Origin of the sequence: Blastococcus brunescens (genome assembly GCF_035320885.1) — a bacterium.
GTDB classification, from domain to species: Bacteria; Actinomycetota; Actinomycetes; order Mycobacteriales; family Geodermatophilaceae; genus Blastococcus_B; species Blastococcus_B brunescens.
In genome coordinates, this window is sequence record NZ_CP141261.1 from 4054935 (window position 1) to 4072047 (window position 17113).

General features: G+C 72.9%; 20 protein-coding genes and 7 pseudogenes. 16 read left to right on the plus strand and 11 right to left on the minus strand.

Annotated elements, in window-relative coordinates; all coding sequences use genetic code 11:
* The first annotated feature begins 1 nt into the window (after position 1).
* From U6N30_RS27210 to U6N30_RS27250, 9 genes are all read left to right on the plus strand, one after another.
* Positions 2-214: a hypothetical protein gene (locus tag U6N30_RS27210; protein ID WP_324274725.1), complete on the plus strand. Its 213-nt coding sequence runs from the start codon at positions 2-4 to the stop codon at positions 212-214.
* Positions 215-433: 219 nt separating this feature from the next.
* The gene (locus U6N30_RS27215) at positions 434-1123 is read left to right on the plus strand and encodes a TetR/AcrR family transcriptional regulator (protein WP_324274726.1); all 690 of its coding nucleotides are present in this window, start codon (positions 434-436) and stop codon (positions 1121-1123) included.
* A gap of 4 nt (positions 1124-1127) precedes the next feature.
* Positions 1128-1553, plus strand: a complete 426-nt coding sequence (locus tag U6N30_RS27220; protein WP_324274727.1) for a hypothetical protein — start codon at positions 1128-1130, stop codon at positions 1551-1553.
* A gap of 139 nt (positions 1554-1692) precedes the next feature.
* On the plus strand, positions 1693-1863 hold the full coding sequence (locus tag U6N30_RS27225; protein WP_324274728.1) for a hypothetical protein: 171 nt from the start codon (positions 1693-1695) through the stop codon (positions 1861-1863).
* A 69-nt stretch (positions 1864-1932) separates the two neighbouring features.
* Positions 1933-2253, plus strand: a complete 321-nt coding sequence (locus U6N30_RS27230; RefSeq protein ID WP_324274729.1) for a LapA family protein — start codon at positions 1933-1935, stop codon at positions 2251-2253.
* Between the two features lie 214 nt (positions 2254-2467).
* On the plus strand, positions 2468-4021 hold the full coding sequence (locus U6N30_RS27235) for an acyl-CoA dehydrogenase family protein (RefSeq protein WP_324274730.1): 1554 nt from the start codon (positions 2468-2470) through the stop codon (positions 4019-4021).
* A complete protein-coding gene (locus tag U6N30_RS27240) occupies positions 3994-4311 on the plus strand; it encodes an acyl-CoA dehydrogenase C-terminal domain-containing protein (RefSeq protein WP_324274731.1) in 318 nt (105 codons plus the stop codon). The genes U6N30_RS27235 and U6N30_RS27240 overlap by 28 nt, the downstream gene beginning before the upstream one ends.
* Before the next feature lie 110 nt (positions 4312-4421).
* On the plus strand, positions 4422-4637 hold the full coding sequence (locus U6N30_RS27245) for a hypothetical protein (protein ID WP_324274732.1): 216 nt from the start codon (positions 4422-4424) through the stop codon (positions 4635-4637).
* A gap of 40 nt (positions 4638-4677) precedes the next feature.
* The gene (locus tag U6N30_RS27250; RefSeq protein ID WP_324274733.1) at positions 4678-4848 is read left to right on the plus strand and encodes a hypothetical protein; all 171 of its coding nucleotides are present in this window, start codon (positions 4678-4680) and stop codon (positions 4846-4848) included.
* Positions 4849-4928: 80 nt separating this feature from the next.
* Here U6N30_RS27250 and U6N30_RS34705 read toward each other — a convergent pair.
* A pseudogene (locus U6N30_RS34705) lies at positions 4929-6034 on the minus strand (SDR family NAD(P)-dependent oxidoreductase).
* Between U6N30_RS34705 and U6N30_RS27265 the strand changes: the two are divergent.
* From U6N30_RS27265 to U6N30_RS27285, 5 genes and pseudogenes are all read left to right on the plus strand, one after another.
* Entirely contained in the window at positions 5955-6710 is a 756-nt protein-coding gene (locus U6N30_RS27265; RefSeq protein WP_324274736.1) for a 3-hydroxybutyrate dehydrogenase, read from the plus strand. The pseudogene U6N30_RS34705 and the gene U6N30_RS27265 overlap by 80 nt on opposite strands.
* A 26-nt stretch (positions 6711-6736) precedes the next feature.
* Positions 6737-7330 carry a hypothetical protein gene (locus U6N30_RS27270; protein ID WP_324274737.1) on the plus strand — a complete coding sequence of 198 codons (594 nt, stop codon included), beginning with the start codon at positions 6737-6739 and terminating at the stop codon, positions 7328-7330.
* A pseudogene (locus tag U6N30_RS27275) lies at positions 7219-7668 on the plus strand (GAF domain-containing protein); the annotation flags it as partial. The gene U6N30_RS27270 and the pseudogene U6N30_RS27275, both read left to right, overlap by 112 nt.
* Positions 7669-8002: 334 nt before the next feature.
* Entirely contained in the window at positions 8003-8683 is a 681-nt protein-coding gene (locus tag U6N30_RS27280; protein WP_324278494.1) for a PucR family transcriptional regulator, read from the plus strand.
* A 69-nt stretch (positions 8684-8752) separates the two neighbouring features.
* The gene (locus U6N30_RS27285) at positions 8753-9619 is read left to right on the plus strand and encodes a 3-methyladenine DNA glycosylase (RefSeq protein WP_324274738.1); all 867 of its coding nucleotides are present in this window, start codon (positions 8753-8755) and stop codon (positions 9617-9619) included.
* Between the two features lie 387 nt (positions 9620-10006).
* Here U6N30_RS27285 and U6N30_RS27290 read toward each other — a convergent pair.
* The 9 genes and pseudogenes from U6N30_RS27290 to U6N30_RS27330 form a co-directional block, all read right to left on the minus strand.
* A pseudogene (locus tag U6N30_RS27290) lies at positions 10007-10354 on the minus strand (branched-chain amino acid ABC transporter permease); the annotation flags it as partial.
* 157 nt (positions 10355-10511) lie between these two features.
* The gene (locus U6N30_RS27295; protein ID WP_324274740.1) at positions 10512-10844 is read right to left on the minus strand and encodes an ABC transporter permease subunit; all 333 of its coding nucleotides are present in this window, start codon (positions 10842-10844) and stop codon (positions 10512-10514) included.
* Positions 10845-10855: 11 nt separating this feature from the next.
* Positions 10856-11737: a branched-chain amino acid ABC transporter permease gene (locus U6N30_RS27300; protein WP_324274741.1), complete on the minus strand. Its 882-nt coding sequence runs from the start codon at positions 11735-11737 to the stop codon at positions 10856-10858.
* Positions 11734-12114 carry an ATP-binding cassette domain-containing protein gene (locus U6N30_RS27305; protein ID WP_324274742.1) on the minus strand — a complete coding sequence of 127 codons (381 nt, stop codon included), beginning with the start codon at positions 12112-12114 and terminating at the stop codon, positions 11734-11736. The genes U6N30_RS27300 and U6N30_RS27305 overlap by 4 nt, the downstream gene beginning before the upstream one ends.
* Positions 12066-12524, minus strand: a complete 459-nt coding sequence (locus U6N30_RS27310) for an ATP-binding cassette domain-containing protein (RefSeq protein WP_324274743.1) — start codon at positions 12522-12524, stop codon at positions 12066-12068. Before U6N30_RS27310 ends, U6N30_RS27305 begins: the two co-directional genes overlap by 49 nt.
* Positions 12525-12544: 20 nt before the next feature.
* The gene (locus U6N30_RS27315) at positions 12545-12775 is read right to left on the minus strand and encodes an ABC transporter ATP-binding protein C-terminal domain-containing protein (protein ID WP_324278495.1); all 231 of its coding nucleotides are present in this window, start codon (positions 12773-12775) and stop codon (positions 12545-12547) included.
* 6 nt (positions 12776-12781) lie between these two features.
* A pseudogene (locus U6N30_RS27320) lies at positions 12782-13063 on the minus strand (ATP-binding cassette domain-containing protein); the annotation flags it as partial.
* A 26-nt stretch (positions 13064-13089) separates the two neighbouring features.
* Positions 13090-13287, minus strand: a pseudogene (locus tag U6N30_RS34710) (ATP-binding cassette domain-containing protein); the annotation flags it as partial.
* 73 nt (positions 13288-13360) lie between these two features.
* Positions 13361-14577, minus strand: a pseudogene (locus U6N30_RS27330) (substrate-binding domain-containing protein).
* Positions 14578-14651: 74 nt separating this feature from the next.
* Here U6N30_RS27330 and U6N30_RS27335 point away from each other — a divergent pair.
* Positions 14652-14906 (plus strand): annotated as a pseudogene (locus tag U6N30_RS27335) (tyrosine-protein phosphatase); the annotation flags it as partial.
* A gap of 223 nt (positions 14907-15129) precedes the next feature.
* On the plus strand, positions 15130-15579 hold the full coding sequence (locus U6N30_RS27340; protein ID WP_324274746.1) for a tyrosine-protein phosphatase: 450 nt from the start codon (positions 15130-15132) through the stop codon (positions 15577-15579).
* Between the two features lie 9 nt (positions 15580-15588).
* On the opposite strand, the gene U6N30_RS27345 is transcribed toward U6N30_RS27340, so the two are convergent.
* Positions 15589-17103, minus strand: a complete 1515-nt coding sequence (locus tag U6N30_RS27345) for a sensor domain-containing diguanylate cyclase (protein WP_324274747.1) — start codon at positions 17101-17103, stop codon at positions 15589-15591.
* Positions 17104-17113 lie beyond the last annotated feature (10 nt).

The following is a 17113-nucleotide window of genomic DNA, read 5'->3' on the forward strand; positions in this document are numbered from 1 at the left end:
GATGTCTCAGCCCGTGCGGGGAGATCACGCCTTCGGGGCGTTTCCCCGGCCGCGCGCGGAGGGCACGCTGGGGCACATGGAGGCCACACAGCGCGAGGTACGAGTGTCCGACGACCCCACCGAGGCCCAGACCGAGGAATCGCACACCCCGGAGCCGGCGGCCGTGAGCGTCGCCCGCATGCTGGCCAACCCTCGCCGCATCCGCCGGAACTGACGAGGGACCACCCTTCCCCGCACGCCTCGCGTGCTCGGCGCGGGCCCCTGACGGGTGGCCGCTCCAGCGCCGTCCTGCCGCGACCGTGACGCTGCGTCGCCACATCGGCCCCAGGACTCCCCGGCGCCCCGGGCATCTCGCAAGCCACTGGTCACCCAGAGCTACTTCCGTCGGCGTGCCGTGAACTGCTCCGTCACGGATCTGGTGCACCATCGCCGGGTGACCGCCGCCCCGCTCCTCGCCGCCGACGACGCCTACCTGGCCACGGACGCCCTCGCCTGCGCTCCCGTCCGCCGGAGCCGGGCCGAGCGTCAGGCGATCGTCCTGGACACCGCCGAACGGCTGTTCGCCGGCCGCAGCTCCCGCAGCGTCGGCATGGACGAGCTCGTCCGCGAGACCGGCCTGGGCAAGATGACGGTCTACCGGCTCTTCAAGAGCAAGGACGACCTGGTCGGGGCGTACCTCTCCCGGAAGGCCGCCACCGTCCTGGCCTTCATCGATGCCGAGCTGGTCCGCCTGGAGGGCGACCCGCGGGCGGCCCTCCTCTCGGTCGTGGACGCGGTGGAGCGCGACGTCACCCGCACCGGCTTCCGCGGCTGCCCGTTCAACAACGTGAGCAGTGAGTACGACGATCCGCAGCACCCTGCCCGCAGCGCCGCCGCCGATTACAAGTTCGAGCTGTACAGCCGCCTCGAGCGGCTCGCGGATCAGGTGGCGCCGGGCAACGGCGAAGCCCTCGCCGCGCAGCTGCACCTGATCATCGACGGCATGTACCTCTCCGGGGGCTGCTCGGGCCCGACGGCCCCGCCTCCCACGGCCGCCAGCTGGCCGAACGCCTCATCGGCATCGCGCAGAGCCAGCTCTGACCGTCCACTGACGAGCGGTCCTCGGCGCCGCCCCGCACGATGAGCGGGTGACGAACGACCGCACCCGGCCCGACCTCGACGACACCACCGTCGAGGGCCTCGGCAAGCTCTCCGAGGCGCTCGAGACGGTCGACCAGGCCCGGGGCCTCCTGTACGGCTTCCACCAGCTGACCGGCAAGGCGGACCTGCTGCTCCAGGACGCCGTCGCACTGCTGCGGGAGGCCGGGCAGACCACCCTCGCCGACGACCTCGACCGGGACCTGGTCGGTCGCAACGTCGTCGCGGACCGGTGGACCTTCCAGATCGTCGAGGACTACGACGCCAACTACTGGACGGCGTTCCGGGCGCTCGACGAGCGCGCCAGGAACGAGCTGGCCGGCGGCGACCGCCACGTGTACGAAGCCCGGATGAAGCAGCGCGAGCGGACCGGCGGCCACCCCCGCCACGAGGCCGGCCCCGCCCTCGCCGACTGAGCGAGCCGATGATCAGGGTCCCTGACCGTCAGGGGTCCTCCCTCGCAGTCGACGGTGCGGAAGGACCCGGATTGATCAGGGAACCTGATCATCGGGTGCCGCCTGAGCGGCGGGTGGCACGGCGGGCGACACTGTGACGATGAGCATGCCGGACGAGAACACCGCCGCCCCGGACCGGGAGGCTCAGCCGCTCGGCAGCGACACGGCGCCGCCGGCGGACCCGGACTCCCAGGGCGGCGAGCCGGGACCGGCCGGTGGGATCGCCGGCCCGAGCTACCCGCCCGCGGAGACCGAGCCGGACGCGAACTGAGACCGGATCGACGCCGACGGGACGACGGGACGGGCTGCGCGGAGGGGCTCTGAGCAGGAGACTCGACCCGTGAGCACCCCCGAGCCGCGCCCCGCCGCCACCCCCGGATCCGACCCGACGACCAGAGCGCCCCTCGGCGAGCGCCCGACCCCTCCGCCGATGAGCGGCACGGGGCCCGACGGCCCGGCCCCCGCCTCCGGCCCCGCAGGCACCTCCGGCGGCGACCGCCCGGCCCGGCACGCCGGCCGGGCCATCGGGCGCACCCTGGCGCTGGCCCTGCTGATCTTCGTGACCGTCATCCTGGTGCTGTTCGTCGTCTTCAACACCCAGACCGTCGAGATCAGCCTGGTCTTTGCCGACGTGCGGGCTCCCTCGTCGTGGCCCTGCTGATCGCGGCCGTCCTGGGCGGGGCGATCGTCGGGCTGCTGGACGCGGTGATGACCGTCCGGGGTCGGCGCAGGAAGCGCTGACCCGCAGGAGGGAGATCGACACTCCCGGCATGTTGTCGGGCCTGGGTCTTGCCGTTGCTACCGGTGGGTAATACCGTTTGTTACTGGCGAGTAGGTCTTCGCCAGCCACCGCACGGAGCACGGGAGCCAGCTCGATGACGCATTACACCGCCAACCTCCGGGACCTCGAGTTCAACCTCTTCGAGTTCCTTGACACCAAGGACCGGTTCGGCACCGGGCCGTTCGAGCAGATGGACGCCGGGACCGCGCGGGGTGTCCTGGCCGAGGTCCGCAAGCTGGCCGAGGGCCCGGTCGCCGCCTCCTTCGTCGACGCCGACCGCAACCCGCCGGTGTTCGACCCGGCAACCCATTCCGTGTCGCTGCCGGAGTCGTTCAAGAAGTCGGTCAAGGCCGTCGAGGACGGCGAGTGGTACCGCCTCGACCTGCCCGAGCACCTCGGCGGGTTCGGCGCCCCTCACGTGCTCACCTGGGCCGCCTTCGAGATGATCCTGGGCGCCAACCCCGCCGTCTTCATGTACGGCTCGGGTGCGGCGTTCGCGGCGATCCTGGACGAGCTGGGGACACCGGATCAGAAGCGCCTGGCCGAGCTCATGCTCGAGCACCAGTGGGGCGCGACGATGGTCCTCACCGAGCCCGACGCGGGCTCCGACGTCGGCGCCGGCACCACCAAGGCGGTGCAGCAGGCCGACGGCTCCTGGCACATCACCGGCGTGAAGCGGTTCATCACCTCCGCCGAGCACGACCTCAGCGACAACATCATCCACCTGGTCCTGGCCCGCCCCGAAGGTGCGAAGGCCGGCACCAAGGGGCTGTCGCTGTTCGTCGTCCCCAAGTTCCACGTCGACCTCGAGACCGGCGCGCTGGGCGAGCGCAACGGCGCCTACGTGACCAACGTCGAGAAGAAGATGGGCCTCAAGGTCTCCACGACCTGCGAGGTCACGTTCGGCGACGGTCCGGTGCCCGCCCAGGGCTGGCTCGTCGGCGAGGTGCACGACGGCATCGCGCAGATGTTCAAGGTCATCGAGCACGCCCGCATGTTCGTGGGCGCCAAGGCCATCGCCACGCTGTCCGCCGGCTACCAGGTGGCCCTGGACTACGCGAAGACCCGCGTCCAGGGCGCCGACCTCACCGCGACGTCGAAGGACGCCCCGCGCGTGACCATCACCCATCACCCGGACGTGCGCCGCTCGCTGATGCTGCAGAAGTCCTACGCCGAGGGCATGCGCGCGCTGTACCTGTACGCGGCGAGCTTCCGCGACCAGATCACCGAGGCCGAGGCCGCGGGTGAGGGCGACGGCGAGCGCGCGAAGCTGGCCGGGCGGATCAACGACCTGCTGCTGCCCATCGTGAAGGGCTTCGGCTCGGAGCGGGCCACCCAGCTGCTGACCGCCGAGTCGCTGCAGACCCTGGGCGGCTCGGGCTTCCTGCAGGACTACCCGATCGAGCAGTACATCCGCGACTCCAAGATCGACACCCTCTACGAGGGCACCACGGCGATCCAGGGGCAGGACTTCTTCTTCCGGAAGATCGTCAAGGACGGCGGGGTCGCGCTGACCTGGCTGGCCGAGCAGATCCAGGCCACGGTCGACGGCGAGGTCGGCAACGGGCGGCTCAAGGAGGAGCGGGGCTGCTGGGCACCGCACTGTCGGACGTCCAGGGCATGCTCACCGCGATGTTCGGCCACCTGACCGCGGCCCAGGAGGACATGACCTCGCTGTACAAGGTCGCGCAGAGCACCTCCCGGCTGCTGCTGGCCGCGGGTGACCTCATCACGGGCTGGCTGCTGGTCCGCCAGTCCGAGGTCGCGCTCGCGGCCCTGGCCGGTGAGGTCGGGAGTGCGGACCGGCACTTCTACGAGGGCAAGCTCGCCGCGACCCGCTTCTTCTGCACCCAGGTGCTGCCGCGCCTGACCTCGGAGCGGACCATCGTCGAGAACACCGACAACGCGCTGATGGAGATCGACGAAGCCGCCTTCTGAGCCGCGCGCACATGAACCGGCCGTCTCCCACGAGGGAGGCGGCCGGTTCGCGTTCGCGGAATCGTCGAGCGGGGCACGGGAGGGGCACCCGCCTGACAGGAGGACCAGCCATGACCGACCCGGCCGGCAGTGACCGGATCCAGCAGGACATCCCGACCGCCTCTGGCACCGGAGACAACAGCTCCACCGACGATTCGTTCGCCGACGTGCCGCTCACCGCGGAGGAGGCGATCGAGCGGGACACCGCCCAGGATGACGACCTGCCCGCGAAGGCCGACAGCGACGTCGCACGCGCCGAGCGTGCGGACCCGCCGGGCGGGGCATGAGACGCCCGACGTCAGCCGATCAGCGACCCCGAGGAGCCCCATGAGCGAGTCAGATCCGACCGGCTACGGCGAATCGCCCGAGACCACCGACGGCGACGTCGGCCCCGGCGGCGCGCAGCAGGAGGGTCCCGAGTCGGAGGCAACCCTCACGACCGACGACGACGCCCAGCAGGACGACGGCATCGTCCGGCCGGGCAACACGCCCGACTGAGAAAGGACTCTCCTGCCCCCGCCGCTCGCACGCTCGCGACGGGCGCCTGCAGGAGGGCCGTCCCACCACGTCGTGCGGACCTACGTACTCATCCCGCCGTCGACGACGAGGGTGCTGCCGGTGGTGAAGCTGCTCTGGTGCGAGGCCAGGTAGAGCACCGACGTCGCGATCTCCTCCGGGCGGGCATGCCGGCCCAGCGGGATCCGCTCGTCGAAGAACCGGGTGGCGTCCTGGCCCAGCACCGGCGTCAGCCGCGCCTCGATCCCGGCCTGGAAGTCGTTGGCGACCGGCCCGGGATGGATGGTGTTCACCCGGATCCGGCGGGCCGCGGCCTCCTTGGCCACCGAGCGCATCAGACCCACCTGCGCGTGCTTGGCCGACACGTAGGCGCTGACCCCGGGTCGGCCCGCAGCCCGGCGACGCTACTGACGATCACGATGCTGCCGCCGTCCTCCATGGCCCGCAGGGCGTGCTTGCAGGCGAGGAAGACCCCGCGCACGTGGACGGCGAAGGTCCGGTCGAACTCCTCGACGGCGAACTCGGTGATCGGTGCGGCGGTCGCGGGCGTGCCGGCGTTGGCGACGACGACGTCGAGCCGTCCGTGCCGCTCGACCACCGCGTCGACGCCCGCAGCGACGTCGTCCTCGCTGGTGGCGTCGCCGACGACGGTGGACACGTTCACGTCGTCGAGCGCGCCCGTGGCCACCTTCAGGGCGTCGGCATCGCGGTCGGAGAGCACGACGCGGGCGCCCTCCTTCAGGAAGAGCCGCGCCGCCGCCCGGCCGAGGCTGCCGCCGCCGCCGGTGATCAGCGCCACCTTGCCCTCGAGCAGGTTGCGCCGGTCGGGATCGGTCACACGCATCGTCGGAGCCTCCGCAGGTCGTCGTCGCCGGTCGGCCGAGTCTCCCAGCAGGAGCCCCGGCTTCCCGGCGACGACGCGAGCGGGACGGCCCCATGTGGGAGGCCGCCATGTCCCCCGCGGGCGCCCACCCCTCCTGCGGGCACCCGTCGGGGCTCGACCGTGTGCTCGCACACCATCACATCCACGCCAGCTGTGTGCGCATGCGCCGTGTGGTGCGGCGCAGTGGCGGCCTAGCGTCCCCACCATGGCGGTCAACGGTCCCCTGCTCGGACGTCGCGCACTCGTCACGGGCGGGGCGTCGGGCATCGGACGCGCCTGTGCCATCCGTCTCGCCGGGGACGGGGCCGACGTGGTCGTCGCCGACCGCGACGCGGAGGCGGCGAAGACGGTGGCCGCCCAGGTCGGTGGCACGGCCGTTGCCGTGGACCTCTCCGACCTCGAGGCTGCCGACGCCCTCGACCTCGCGGTGGACATCCTGGTGAACAACGCCGGTCTCCAGCACGTGGCCCCGGTGCACGAGTTCCCCGTCGACCGGTTCTCCGCCATCCTGCGACTGATGCTCGAGGCCCCGTTCCGGCTGGCCCGCGGGGCCCTGCCGCACATGTACGCGCGGGGTTGGGGACGCGTGGTGAACATCAGCTCGGTCCACGGTCTCCGCGCGTCTCCGTACAAGTCCGCCTACGTCGCGGCCAAGCACGGACTGGAGGGCCTGTCGAAGGTGATCGCACTGGAGGGCGCCGGGAGGGGCGTCACCTCGAACTGCGTGAACCCGGCCTACGTGCGGACGCCGCTGGTGGAGGGGCAGATCGCCGACCAGGCCAAGGCGCACGGGCTGTCGGAGGACCAGGTCGTGGAACAGATCATGCTGGCCCCCGCAGCGGTGAAGCGGCTGATCGAACCGGCCGAGGTGGCCGACGCGGTGGCCTGGCTGTGCTCGCCGTCCGCGGCCTCGGTGACCGGCACCTCTCTGGTGATGGACGGCGGGTGGAGCGCCCATTGAGTGCGCGACCGGCGAGAATGCCGGTCGTGACCCGGTCCCCCGCCGTTCCCGCTCCCGGCGACGGACCACGCCCGGCGGCGGCGCGGGCCGCCGAGTACTTCGAGCTGCTGCTGGAGGACGCGGCGGCGATCGAGTACGAGCGGCCGGTGGTCCGGGCGCGCGCTGCCGGTGCCGACGGCGACGAGCTCGCCGAGCTCGAACGCGTGAAGCTGCTGGCGCTGGAGGTGCGCGAGGCCTTCGCCGCGCGCCGTCGTCGTGAGTCGGAGCTGTCGGCCCTCTTCGACACCGCCAGCGACCTCGCCGCACTGCGCGGCGTGGACTCCGTCCTCACGGCGATCGTGCGGCGGGCCCGCCAGCTGCTGGGCACGGACGTCTCGTACCTGACGCTGAACGACCTCGCAGCCGGCGACACCTACATGCGGGTGACCGACGGCTCCGTCTCCGCCCGCTTCCAGGCGCTGCGCCTGCCGATGGGTGCCGGACTCGGCGGCCTGGTGGCCCAGACGGCGGCGCCGTACGCGACGGCGAGCTATTTCACCGACGCCCGCTTCCGGCACACCGACGAGATCAACGACGGCGTCCACGACGAGGGCTCGTCGCGATCCTCGGGGTACCGCTGATCCGCGGCTCCCAGGTCATCGGGGTGCTGTTCGCCGCGGACCGGGCCGAGCGCACGTTCGACCGCTCGGAGGTGTCGCTGCTGGGATCGCTCGCGGCACACGCGGCCATCGCCCTCGACAACGCCCGGTTGCTCGAGGAGACGCGGGCCGCGCTGGACGAGCTGTCCTCGGCCAGCCGGGAGCTGCGCGCCTACACCGCGTCGGTCGAGCGGGCGGCCGGCGCCCACGACCGGTTCATCGACGTCGTCCTGCGGGGCGGGGGCGTCGAGGACGTCGCGGCCGCCGTGACCGAGGCGCTGGGCGGCACCATCACCGTCCTCGACGAAGGGGGCGGGTGACTCCCGCGGAGGACCGGAGCTCCGACGACGAGGCCGACGCCGAGCTGCCGCCGGACCCCGCCGGGGCCCTCACCCTCGCCCGCTCCACCGGCCGCACCGTGCGCGACGGAAGCTGGTGGACCGCGGCGGTGACGGTGGACAGCGAGCTGCTCGGTGGGCTCGTGCTGCACCGTGCCGACGAGCTGTCGGAGGCCGACCAGCGCATCCTCGAGCGCGCGGCCCTCGTGACCGCCCTGCTCCTGCTCATCCGCCGGACGGCCGGCGAGGCCGAGAACCGCGTACGCGGGAACTCCTGGAGGAGCTGCTCGGGGCCACCGTGCGCGACCCCGACGGGGTGCGGGAACGCGCCCGTCGGCTGGGGGCGGACCTGGACCGGCCGCACACCGTCGTCGTGGCCCGCGTCGAGGAGCGATGCCGGGCGCGGGCGCTGGCTGCGGCCACGCACCTGGCGGCGACGAAGGGCGGGCTGGCCGGAACGCACGACGGCGCCGTCGTCCTCTGCCTGCCCGACGTGGACGCGGGGACCGCGGCATCGGCCGTCCGCCGGGAGCTGGGCAGCGCCGGGGCCGGGACCGTGACCGTCGGTGGCGCCGGACCGGCCCGCGGTCCATCGGCCGTGGCGCCGGCGCACGCGGAGGCCGCACGCTGTGTCGCGACGCTCGTCGCCCTCGGCCGATCCGGTGAGGCGGCGAGCGCGGAGGAACTGGGCTTCTTCGGCCTGCTGGTCGGCGACGGCCGTGACGTCCGCGGGTTCGTGCAGGCGACCCTCGCGCCGGTGCTCGAGTACGACGCCAAGCGAGGCACCGATCTCGCGGGCACGCTGCAGGCGTTCTTCGACGCGGGGAGCTCTCCCGCGCGGGCTGCCGAGACCCTGCGGCTGCACGTCAACACCGTCACCCAGCGCCTCGACCGCGTGAGCCGGCTCCTGGGCAAGGAATGGTCCTCGCCGGAGCGCGCCCTCGAGGTGCAGCTCGCGCTCCGGCTGCACCGGCTCACCGGCACGTCAGCGGTCTGAAGAAGGTCGCCTCCCACCCCTCCGCACGCTCCGGACGGTGCCCTGGAGCGGGCCTCCTACCCTGGGCCGGTGCGATCCGTCCTGACCCCGACCGTGCTGACGCGGGAGGAGTGGACGGCTCGCACGGCCGCGCACGCGGCGAGGATCGACCGGTGGACGGCGCCGCACCTCGAACGCCGCCGCCGGGGTGAGGCGCACCCGGTACTCGACTTCCTGTTCACGTACTACTCCGAGACGCCGGGGCGGCTGCGCCGCTGGCACCCCGGACCGGGCGTCGCACTGGCCGCGCCGGCACCGCACGCCGACTGGCGCTGGTACGCGGCGGACGGCGCGACCGTGCGCCTCGAGGTAGCGACCTTCGCCGCCGACCGCGGCGACACCGTCCGCTTCGTGCGTCGGCTGCTGGCCGCCACGGCGTCCCGCCCGGCGTCCACCCGCTGCTTCGGCCTGCACGAGTGGGCGATGGTCTACCGGGACACCGGCACCCGGCACGCGGTCCCTCTTCGGCTCGGGCAGGCCGGGACGGACGAGGTCGTGGAGGCGCACCCGATCCGGTGCACGCACTTCGACGCGTTCCGCTTCTTCACGCCACCGGCGGTCGGCCGCAACCTCCTGCAGCCCACCCGCGAGAGCCAGCCGGAGCTCGAGCAGCCGGGCTGCCTGCACGCCGGCATGGACCTCTACAAGTGGGCCTACAAGCTGAGCCCGGCGACCCCGGGAGAGCTGGTCGCCGACTGCTTCGAGTTGGCCGTCGAGATCCGGGAGCTGGACATGCAGGCCTCGCCGTACGACCTCGCCGCGCACGGGTACGCACCGGTCGCCATCGAGACCCCCGAGGGAAAGGCCGAGTACGTCGCCGCGCAGCGCGGGTTCGCCGAGCGGGGCGCCGTCCTCCGGCAGCGCCTCCTCGACGTCTGCGACGCACTGCTCCGCTGAGACGGGTCGACCTCGCGGTGTGGTGCCGGTCCTCGTGGTACACGGTGAGGACGACGGCGATACCGCGAGGTCGAGTGCGTCAGGCAGGAGCTCAGACGCCGTCTCGAGGCCCGCCCCGCCGGTGCCCGCGGTGACCTGGTCGCGCAGCTGCTCCACCACCCGTCCCGGCTGCGGGCCGTCGTCCCCTCTCGGGCGCCGGCCCGCTCGGCGCTCCCGCAGCTGGGCCACGAGTCCCGCGATGCCGCCGGGCACGAAGAGGACGACGAGCACGAACAGCGTGCCCAGCAGGAACAGCGGCTCCGACAGCGGGATCCGCAGCCAGGCCGGCAGGTCCTGCACGGCGGGCGAGCTCGCGAGGTCGGTCAGCCGGCTGTCCAGGTAGGTGTAGAGCACGCCGCCCAGCACCGCGCCCCACCGGCTGCCCGCGCCGCCGAGCACCACCATGACCAGCAGGCCGATGGTGAAGTCGGCGGTCGTCACCCGTGGCGTGGAGCCACCGAGCAGCAGCAGGTGGACGATGCCGCCCAGCGTGGCCAGGAGACCCGCCAGCACGAAGACCAGCAGCTTGAAGCGGTAGGGCCGCAGACCGAGCACCTCGACCCGGCGCTCGTTCTCGCGGATCGCCTGCCAGACGCGCCCGGCCCGCGAGCTGGTGACCCAGGCGACGACCAGGTAGACGAGGACGAGGTAGGCCAGCGCCAGCCAGTACTTGTTGACCGTGTTGAAGACCCCGATGAGTGCGTCGGGGAGGGGTCACGGTCGACCGCCAGGCCCTCCTCGCCGCCGGTCAGACCGCCCGGGTCCTGCAGCACGATGATCGACCCGACCTGAGCGGTGGCCAGCGTGACCATCGAGAAGGCGATGCCGGACACCCGCAGGGCGACGCCGCCGATCAGCAGGGGAGGAGGACGCCCACCACGGTGGTGAGGGCGATCGCCGCCCCCAGGCCCCAGCCGAGTTCGGTCAGGGCCAGGTTGGCGACGTAGGTCCCGGCGGCGAAGTACAGCGCGTGTCCGAACGAGAGCAGCCCGGTGAAGCCGAACAGCAGGTCGAAGGAGAGCGCGACCCCGCCGAAGACCAGGCACAGCGCCAGCAACTGCAGCGTGCCCGGGCTGTTGAGGACCCCGTCGAAGAGACCCGGGATCCGCAGCGTGGAGTAGGGCAACAGCGCCAGGACCACCAGCACGACCAGCGGCGTCAGCCACCGCACACCCATCCGGTTCATGCCGCTGCCTCTCACGCCAACCTCGCCGTCAGACCGCTGGGACGGGCCAGCAGGACCACCGCCAGCAGCAGCACCACCGACAGGTCACCCACCCCGCTCGCGGCGTAGTAGTTCGCGAACTGCTGCACCAGCCCGACCAGCACCGCAGCCGCTGCCGTGCCGGTGATCGAGCTCATCCCGCCGATCACGACCACGATGAAGGCGAAGATCAGCAGCGACGTGCCCTGCCCGGGCGAGATCGACCCGAGGTAGATGCCCCCAGCGCCCCGGCCAGCGCGGCGAACGCCCCACCGATCGCGAACACCAGCGTGAAGGCCTTCCGGACGTCGATCCCCAGCGCGGTCACCATCGATCGGTTCTCGACGCCGGCACGGATGATGAGGCCGACGCGGGTGAACCTCAGGAAGGCCAGCACGGCGACCAGCACCACGACCGCGGCGGCGATCAGCAGGAAGCGGTCGTTGGGCACGTTGGCGCCCAGGACCGACGTCGTCCGCTGGGCCCACTCCGGCCGCGGGAACGGCCGGGGTCGGCCCCCAGATGGCCCGCACCAGCGCGACCAGTGCCAGGCTGAGGCCCACGGTGACCAGCACCTGCTCGATGTGCCGCTCGTAGAGCGGACGGATGAGCGACAGCTCGATCAGGGCCGCCACCAGCGCGCCGACGGCGACGCCGAAGACGACGGCCAGGACGAAGCCCCATCCGGTCGAACCCGCCCCCGGCAGGTTCTCGGCCGCCCACCAGGTGCCGTAGGCCCCGATGGTGAGGAAGGCGCCGTGGGCGAAGTTCAGCACGCCCATGAGGCCGAAGATCAGCGAGAGGCCCGACGCGACGAGGAAGTACAGGGCCGCCAGACCCAGCCCGGTGACGGTCAGGAGCACGACGGTCGTCATACCTGCTCCTCGCTGGCGCTCGTCGCCCGCATGCCGACAGGTCGCTCCGTCTCCGGTGGGCTCGCACGCTCGCCCACTGCGTGCGCACCTCCGCTCGAGGCGACGCCGAGCAGCTCGCGGGTGCGATCGGCGTCGGCCAGCAGCCCGGCCGCGGACCCGGTCCACGCCACCCGGCCCTGGTCGACGACGACCGCGTCGTGCGCCATCCGCTGGACGACGGTCAGGTTCTGCTCGACGAGCAGGATCGTCACCTCCTCGGCCGCGCGGGCCAGCACGTCGGCCACCTCGGCCACGAGCAGCGGCGCCAGGCCCTTGGTCGGCTCGTCGATCAGCAGCAGCTGGTTGTCGTTGAGCAGCAGTCGCGCGATCGCGACCATCTGCTGCTGGCCGCCCGAAGGGTCCCGGCGAGCTGCTTGCTCCGCTGCTTCAGCTCGGGGAACAGCTCGAAGACCCGCTCCTGGTGGTGGGCTGCGTCGCGGCGCTCGGCGAGGGTCAGGTTCTCGGCGACGGTCAGGCCGGCGAAGACCTCCCGGTCCTCCGGCGCGTAGCCGATCCCGCGGCGCACGATCTCGTGGGTCCGCCGGCCCGAGAGCCGCTCGGTCCGGCCGTCGTCGCCGGTGAACTCGACGACGCCGGTTGCGGGGACGAGGCCCAGGATCGCCTTGACCGTCGTGGTCTTGCCCGCGCCGTTGCGGCCCAGGAGCGCCGTCACACCGCCGCGCCGGACGCTGAGGTCCACGCCCTGGAGGATGTGGCTGCCCGACAGCCGCACGTGCACGTCGCTCATCCGCAGGAGCGGGGTCTCCGTCACAGCTGCTCCCCCAGGTAGGCCTGCTGCACGGCGGGGTCGCTGGTCACCTTCGCCGGGGTGTCGAGCGCCAGGAGCTTGCCGTGGTGCATGACGGCGACGCGGTCGGCGAGGCCGAGCAGCACGTCCATGTGGTGCTCCACCATCAGCACCGTCTTGCCCTCCTCGCGGTGCACCGAGGCGATGACCTCCGTCAGCCCGGCGACGTCCTCGATGCTGACGCCGGCCATCGGCTCGTCCAGCAGGACGACGGCGGGATCGGTGGCCAGCAGGATGGCCAGCTCGAGCTTGCGCTTGTCGCCGTGCGAGAGCGCACCGGCGAGGTCCTCACCGCGGGCGGCCAGGCCCACCCGCTCCAGGGAGCGCCCGGCCACCTCGTGCGCGGCGTCGCCGGGCCGGACCCGCTGCCAGGGCCGCATGCTGCCGCCCAGCTTGGCCTGGGCGGCCAGCCGGACGTTCTCCCGGACGGTGAGCCCCACGAACACCGACGACGCCTGGAAGGTCCGGCCGAGGCCCCGGCGGGCCCGTGCCGAGGGCTCTCCCGGGTGATGTCGGTACCGGCCAGCGTGACGGTGCCGCTGGTCACCGGCAGCAGCCCGGACAGCAGGTTGAACAGCGACGTCTTCCCTGCGCCGTTGGGCCCGATGACGGCGACGAACTCACCGGGGGCGACGTCGAAGCCGACGTCGTCGACGATGACCGCCCCACCGATCGCGCAGGTCAGCTTCTCGACCCGCAGCACCGGCGCGCCCGCAGCGGGGCGGGCGGCCGGTGCCGGGTGGTCCTGGTGGCCACGTGCGAGTCCTCGTCCCTGCTCAGGAGGCGACCGGCGGAGCGGTCTCCTCCGGGTCGAGCGTGTCGACCAGGACCGGGACGAACTCCTCGCCCTGCTGCTCGAGGGTGGCCTGGAACATCGGCTGCAGCATGGCGTGGTCCTCCTCGCGGATGGTGATCTCGCCCTTGGCGCCGTCGAACGTCCATCCCTCGAGCGCGCTGATCATCCCGGCGACGTCGTCCCCGCCCTCCTCGACGGCGCGCACGATCATCTGGGCGGCGTTGCAGCCATCGGGGGTGAAGATGTCGACGACGCCCCCGCCTCCTCGACGCGCTCGGCCATCGCCTGGCTGACCTCGTTGTCGACCGCCTCGGCGAAGAAGTGCGAGAGGAAGTTGAGCTGGGCGGCCTGCTCGCCGTAGGTCGGGTAGGAGGCCCGCAGGTCCAGTCCGGTGACGACGCTGGTCGCGTCGAAGACACCCTGCTGTCCCATGGCCTGCCACATGGCGGGGGCGGTCTCGCCAGCCCAGGCCACGAAGGTCAGGTCGGCCCCGGCATCGCGCGCCTGGGCGGCGAACGGCGTGAGGTCGGTCGCGCCGGCCGGCACCAGCAGCGGGGTCACCGTGGCCCCGGCCTCGTCGCCGAGCACCGCGGTCACCGCCGCGACGTTGGCCTGGCCGAAGGCACTGTCCTGCGCGAAGACGAGCACGGTCTTGCCCGTGGCCTCGCCGATGAACGACTGTGCCGTCCGGACGTCCTGGTAGGTCTGCCGGCCGGACCTGAAGGTGTTGCCGTTGATGCCGGTCAGGGCGTCGGTGGCGGCCGGTCCGGAGATGAAGAGGATGTCGTTCTGCTCGGCCAGCGGCGCCACCTGGGTGGCGACGCCGGACGATGCCGAGCCGGCGATGATCTGAACGCCCTGGCCGATCAGGTCGGTGACCTCGGCGACGGCCTTGGCCGGGTCTCCTGCGTCGTCGCGCTCGATGATCTCGATGGGCCGCCCGCCGACTTCCCCGGACCCGTCGGTCGCGTAGTCCAGGCAGGCCTCGAAGCCCTGGAGGTACTGCTCGCCGTAGGCGGCCAGCGGCCCGGAGATGGACGTGACCAGGCCGACCTGCACCGGCGCCCCCTCGTCGCCTCCGCCGCTCCCGCCGCCGTTCCCGGCGGGGGCGCCCGGGCTGCCACAGGCTGCGCTCAGAGCGAGGACGCCGGTTGTCGCCACGGCGAGCGTGACGGACCTGGAACGGGTGCGGGACATGGCGGTCTCCTCCGGTGTGCGCGGGTGCACAAGTGGGCTGGACCACAGCGTATGGAGACGCGGATCAGGCGCCCATGTGGGGTTGCCCCACACCCTGCGGCGTTCCAGTGGCGTCCACCACCATCTCGCACCGTCGTCGACTCCTCCGCCGAGCCACGCCGTACCGTCGTCGGGTGACCTCCATCCGCACCGGCCGCTGGGTGCGGCTCGACGGCACCACCAACACCCGCGACCTGGGCGGGCTGCCCACGACGGACGGCGGCCGCACGCTGCCGGGCCGGATCCTGCGCAGCGACAACCTGCAGACCCTCAGCCCGGACGACATCCGGCGCCTGGTCGACGGGATCGGTCTTCGCCAGGTGATCGACCTGCGCACGACGGCGGAGATCCTGCTCGAGGGCGTGGTCCGCTGCGCGACGTCCCGCAGGTGGGGCACCGGCACTTCAGCCTGCTGCCCGAGCGCGGGCACCACACCGACGTCTTCGCGGTCGAGGAGGATCCCGCCGAGCTCGACCTGCCGGCCGGCTGGATGGAGTCGCTGCTCCCCGGCAGGTGGCCGAGCACGACGAGGGCGAGTCCCCGGCCGTGCGCTCCTACCTGGGCTACCTCTCGCACCGGGCGGACAACGTGGTCGGTGCACTGCGCGCGATCAGCACGGCGTCCGGCGCCTCGGTCGTGCACTGCGCCGCGGGCAAGGACCGCACCGGTGTCGTCTGCGCGTTGGCCCTGGCGGTCGCGGGCGTGCCGCACGAGGAGATCGTGGCCGACTACGCCATGACCGCCGAGATCATCGACGCCCTGGTGGCCAAGCTCGCCGCGTCACCGACCTACGCCGAGGACATGGAGCGCCGGGACGTCGCCGTCCACACGCCTCGGGCGGAGACGATGGACCGGGTGCTGACGCTGCTCGACGAGCGGCACGGCGGCCCGCTCGGCTGGCTGGACGCGCACGGTTTCGGCGCCGACGAGCAGGCCGCGCTGCGCGCCCGCCTGCGAACCTGAGGGCCGCCCCTATCCGGGGCGGGAGGTGCGTGCGCCGGGCGAGCTGCGCTGCTTCTGCAGGTACATCGCGGCGTCCGCCTCGCGCAGCAGCTGCTCGGCCGTGCGCTCCCGGCCGTCGCCGTGCACCGCCACGCCCACGCTGGTGCCCACCGTGACGTCGACGCCCTCGAGACGGAACGGCTCGGCGAAGCACGCCGACACCCGCGCAGCGAGCCCGTGGGCGTCCTCGGGGTGCGCGAGACCGGGCAGGATGATCGCGAACTCGTCCCCGCTGAGCCGGCCGACGGTGTCGACGGGGCGCACCGCCGAGCGCAGCCGTGCGGAGACCTGACGGAGCAGCTCGTCGCCGGCCGCGTGCCCCAGCGAGTCGTTGACCTCCTTGAAGCGGTCCAGGTCGCAGAAGAGGACGCCGAGCTGCGCTCCGTGCCGGGCACCGGGCAGCTCGGTCGCCAGCCGGTCGAGGAACAGCACCCGGTTCGGCAGGCCGGTGAGGGCGTCGTGCGTGGCCTGGTGGCTCACCGTCTCGAGCAGCCGTGCCTTCTGCAGCGCGGTCGACGCCTGGTCGCCGACACCGCGCAGGCGCACCAGCACATCGCCGTCGAGGGACGGCGGCGCCTCGCCGGCCTGCCAGCCGGCGGTCGCCACCCCGAGGAACGTGCTGCCGGCGAGCAGCGGGACGGCGACGACGTCGGTGCTGCTGATGGCCTTCAGCAGCGACCGGAGGGCCGGGCTGCTGGTCGAGTCGTCGATGATGAGCGGCGTCCGGTCGGTCAGGATGCCGACCAGCTCGGGGGTGTCCTCGGGGCGAAGTTCGGCGCCGTGCAGCAGAGCACTCTGCTCGTCGGTCATGCCGAACGAGGCCGACGCGCGGAGCACGCCGGCGCCCGGGTCCCACAGCAGGATGCTCGAGCGGGTGCAGCCGACGATGCGCGGTAGCGCCGCGGCGACGACGTCGGTCACCGCCGCGGCGTCGGTGGCGGCGGCGAGTTCGTGCGCCAGCTCCAGCAGGGCTCCGGCCCGGGTGGCCTCCAGACGCGCCTCCTCCAGCGCGATGATCAGGTCGAGGGCCGCCGCCGCGTGGCCGGCGTAGGCGGCGAGCATGGAGGCCTCGTCGCCCATGGCGCCGTAGTTGGTGCCGTAGAGGGCAGCCAGCCGACCGTGCGAGCGACGCGCCGAGGCCACGTCGACGACGACGGCGCCCTGGCCGAGGTCACCGCCGGCCAGAAGGTTCGCTGCCAGGCCCCGCACCTCGGCCTCGGGCACGCCGGCGCTGTGCACCAGCGGCTCTTCCCTGCCCGGCGCGGTGACCGCCAGGAGGTACGCCGGGGCGAGCACGGCCTCGGCGGCGCGGGTGACGATCCGGTGCAGCGCACTGTCCACGTCATCGCTGGCGACGAGGTCGGTGCCGGCCGATTGCAGGCTGGCCAGCTGGCCCCGGAGGGCCCGCAGTTCCAGGTCGGCCGACCGCTCGCTCTCGCGCCGGCGCGGCCGGCGGATGCGCCGGTCCCAGCTGAACTCGTACACGCATGCCGGA

Coding starts and splice junctions, on each gene's coding strand:
- U6N30_RS27265 (WP_324274736.1), top strand. CDS start 5,955: ATGGCGGTCAACGGTCCCCTGCTCGGACGTCGCGCACTCGTCACGGGC.
- U6N30_RS27250 (WP_324274733.1), top strand. CDS start 4,678: ATGAGCGAGTCAGATCCGACCGGCTACGGCGAATCGCCCGAGACCACC.
- U6N30_RS27225 (WP_324274728.1), top strand. CDS start 1,693: ATGAGCATGCCGGACGAGAACACCGCCGCCCCGGACCGGGAGGCTCAG.
- U6N30_RS27240 (WP_324274731.1), top strand. CDS start 3,994: ATGCTCACCGCGATGTTCGGCCACCTGACCGCGGCCCAGGAGGACATG.
- U6N30_RS27315 (WP_324278495.1), bottom strand. CDS start 12,775: ATGGCCGGCGTCAGCATCGAGGACGTCGCCGGGCTGACGGAGGTCATC.
- U6N30_RS27210 (WP_324274725.1), top strand. CDS start 2: ATGTCTCAGCCCGTGCGGGGAGATCACGCCTTCGGGGCGTTTCCCCGG.
- U6N30_RS27305 (WP_324274742.1), bottom strand. CDS start 12,114: ATGGTCGCGATCGCGCGACTGCTGCTCAACGACAACCAGCTGCTGCTG.
- U6N30_RS27300 (WP_324274741.1), bottom strand. CDS start 11,737: ATGACGACCGTCGTGCTCCTGACCGTCACCGGGCTGGGTCTGGCGGCC.
- U6N30_RS27310 (WP_324274743.1), bottom strand. CDS start 12,524: ATGAGCGACGTGCACGTGCGGCTGTCGGGCAGCCACATCCTCCAGGGC.
- U6N30_RS27295 (WP_324274740.1), bottom strand. CDS start 10,844: ATGAACCGGATGGGTGTGCGGTGGCTGACGCCGCTGGTCGTGCTGGTG.
- U6N30_RS27235 (WP_324274730.1), top strand. CDS start 2,468: ATGACGCATTACACCGCCAACCTCCGGGACCTCGAGTTCAACCTCTTC.
- U6N30_RS27245 (WP_324274732.1), top strand. CDS start 4,422: ATGACCGACCCGGCCGGCAGTGACCGGATCCAGCAGGACATCCCGACC.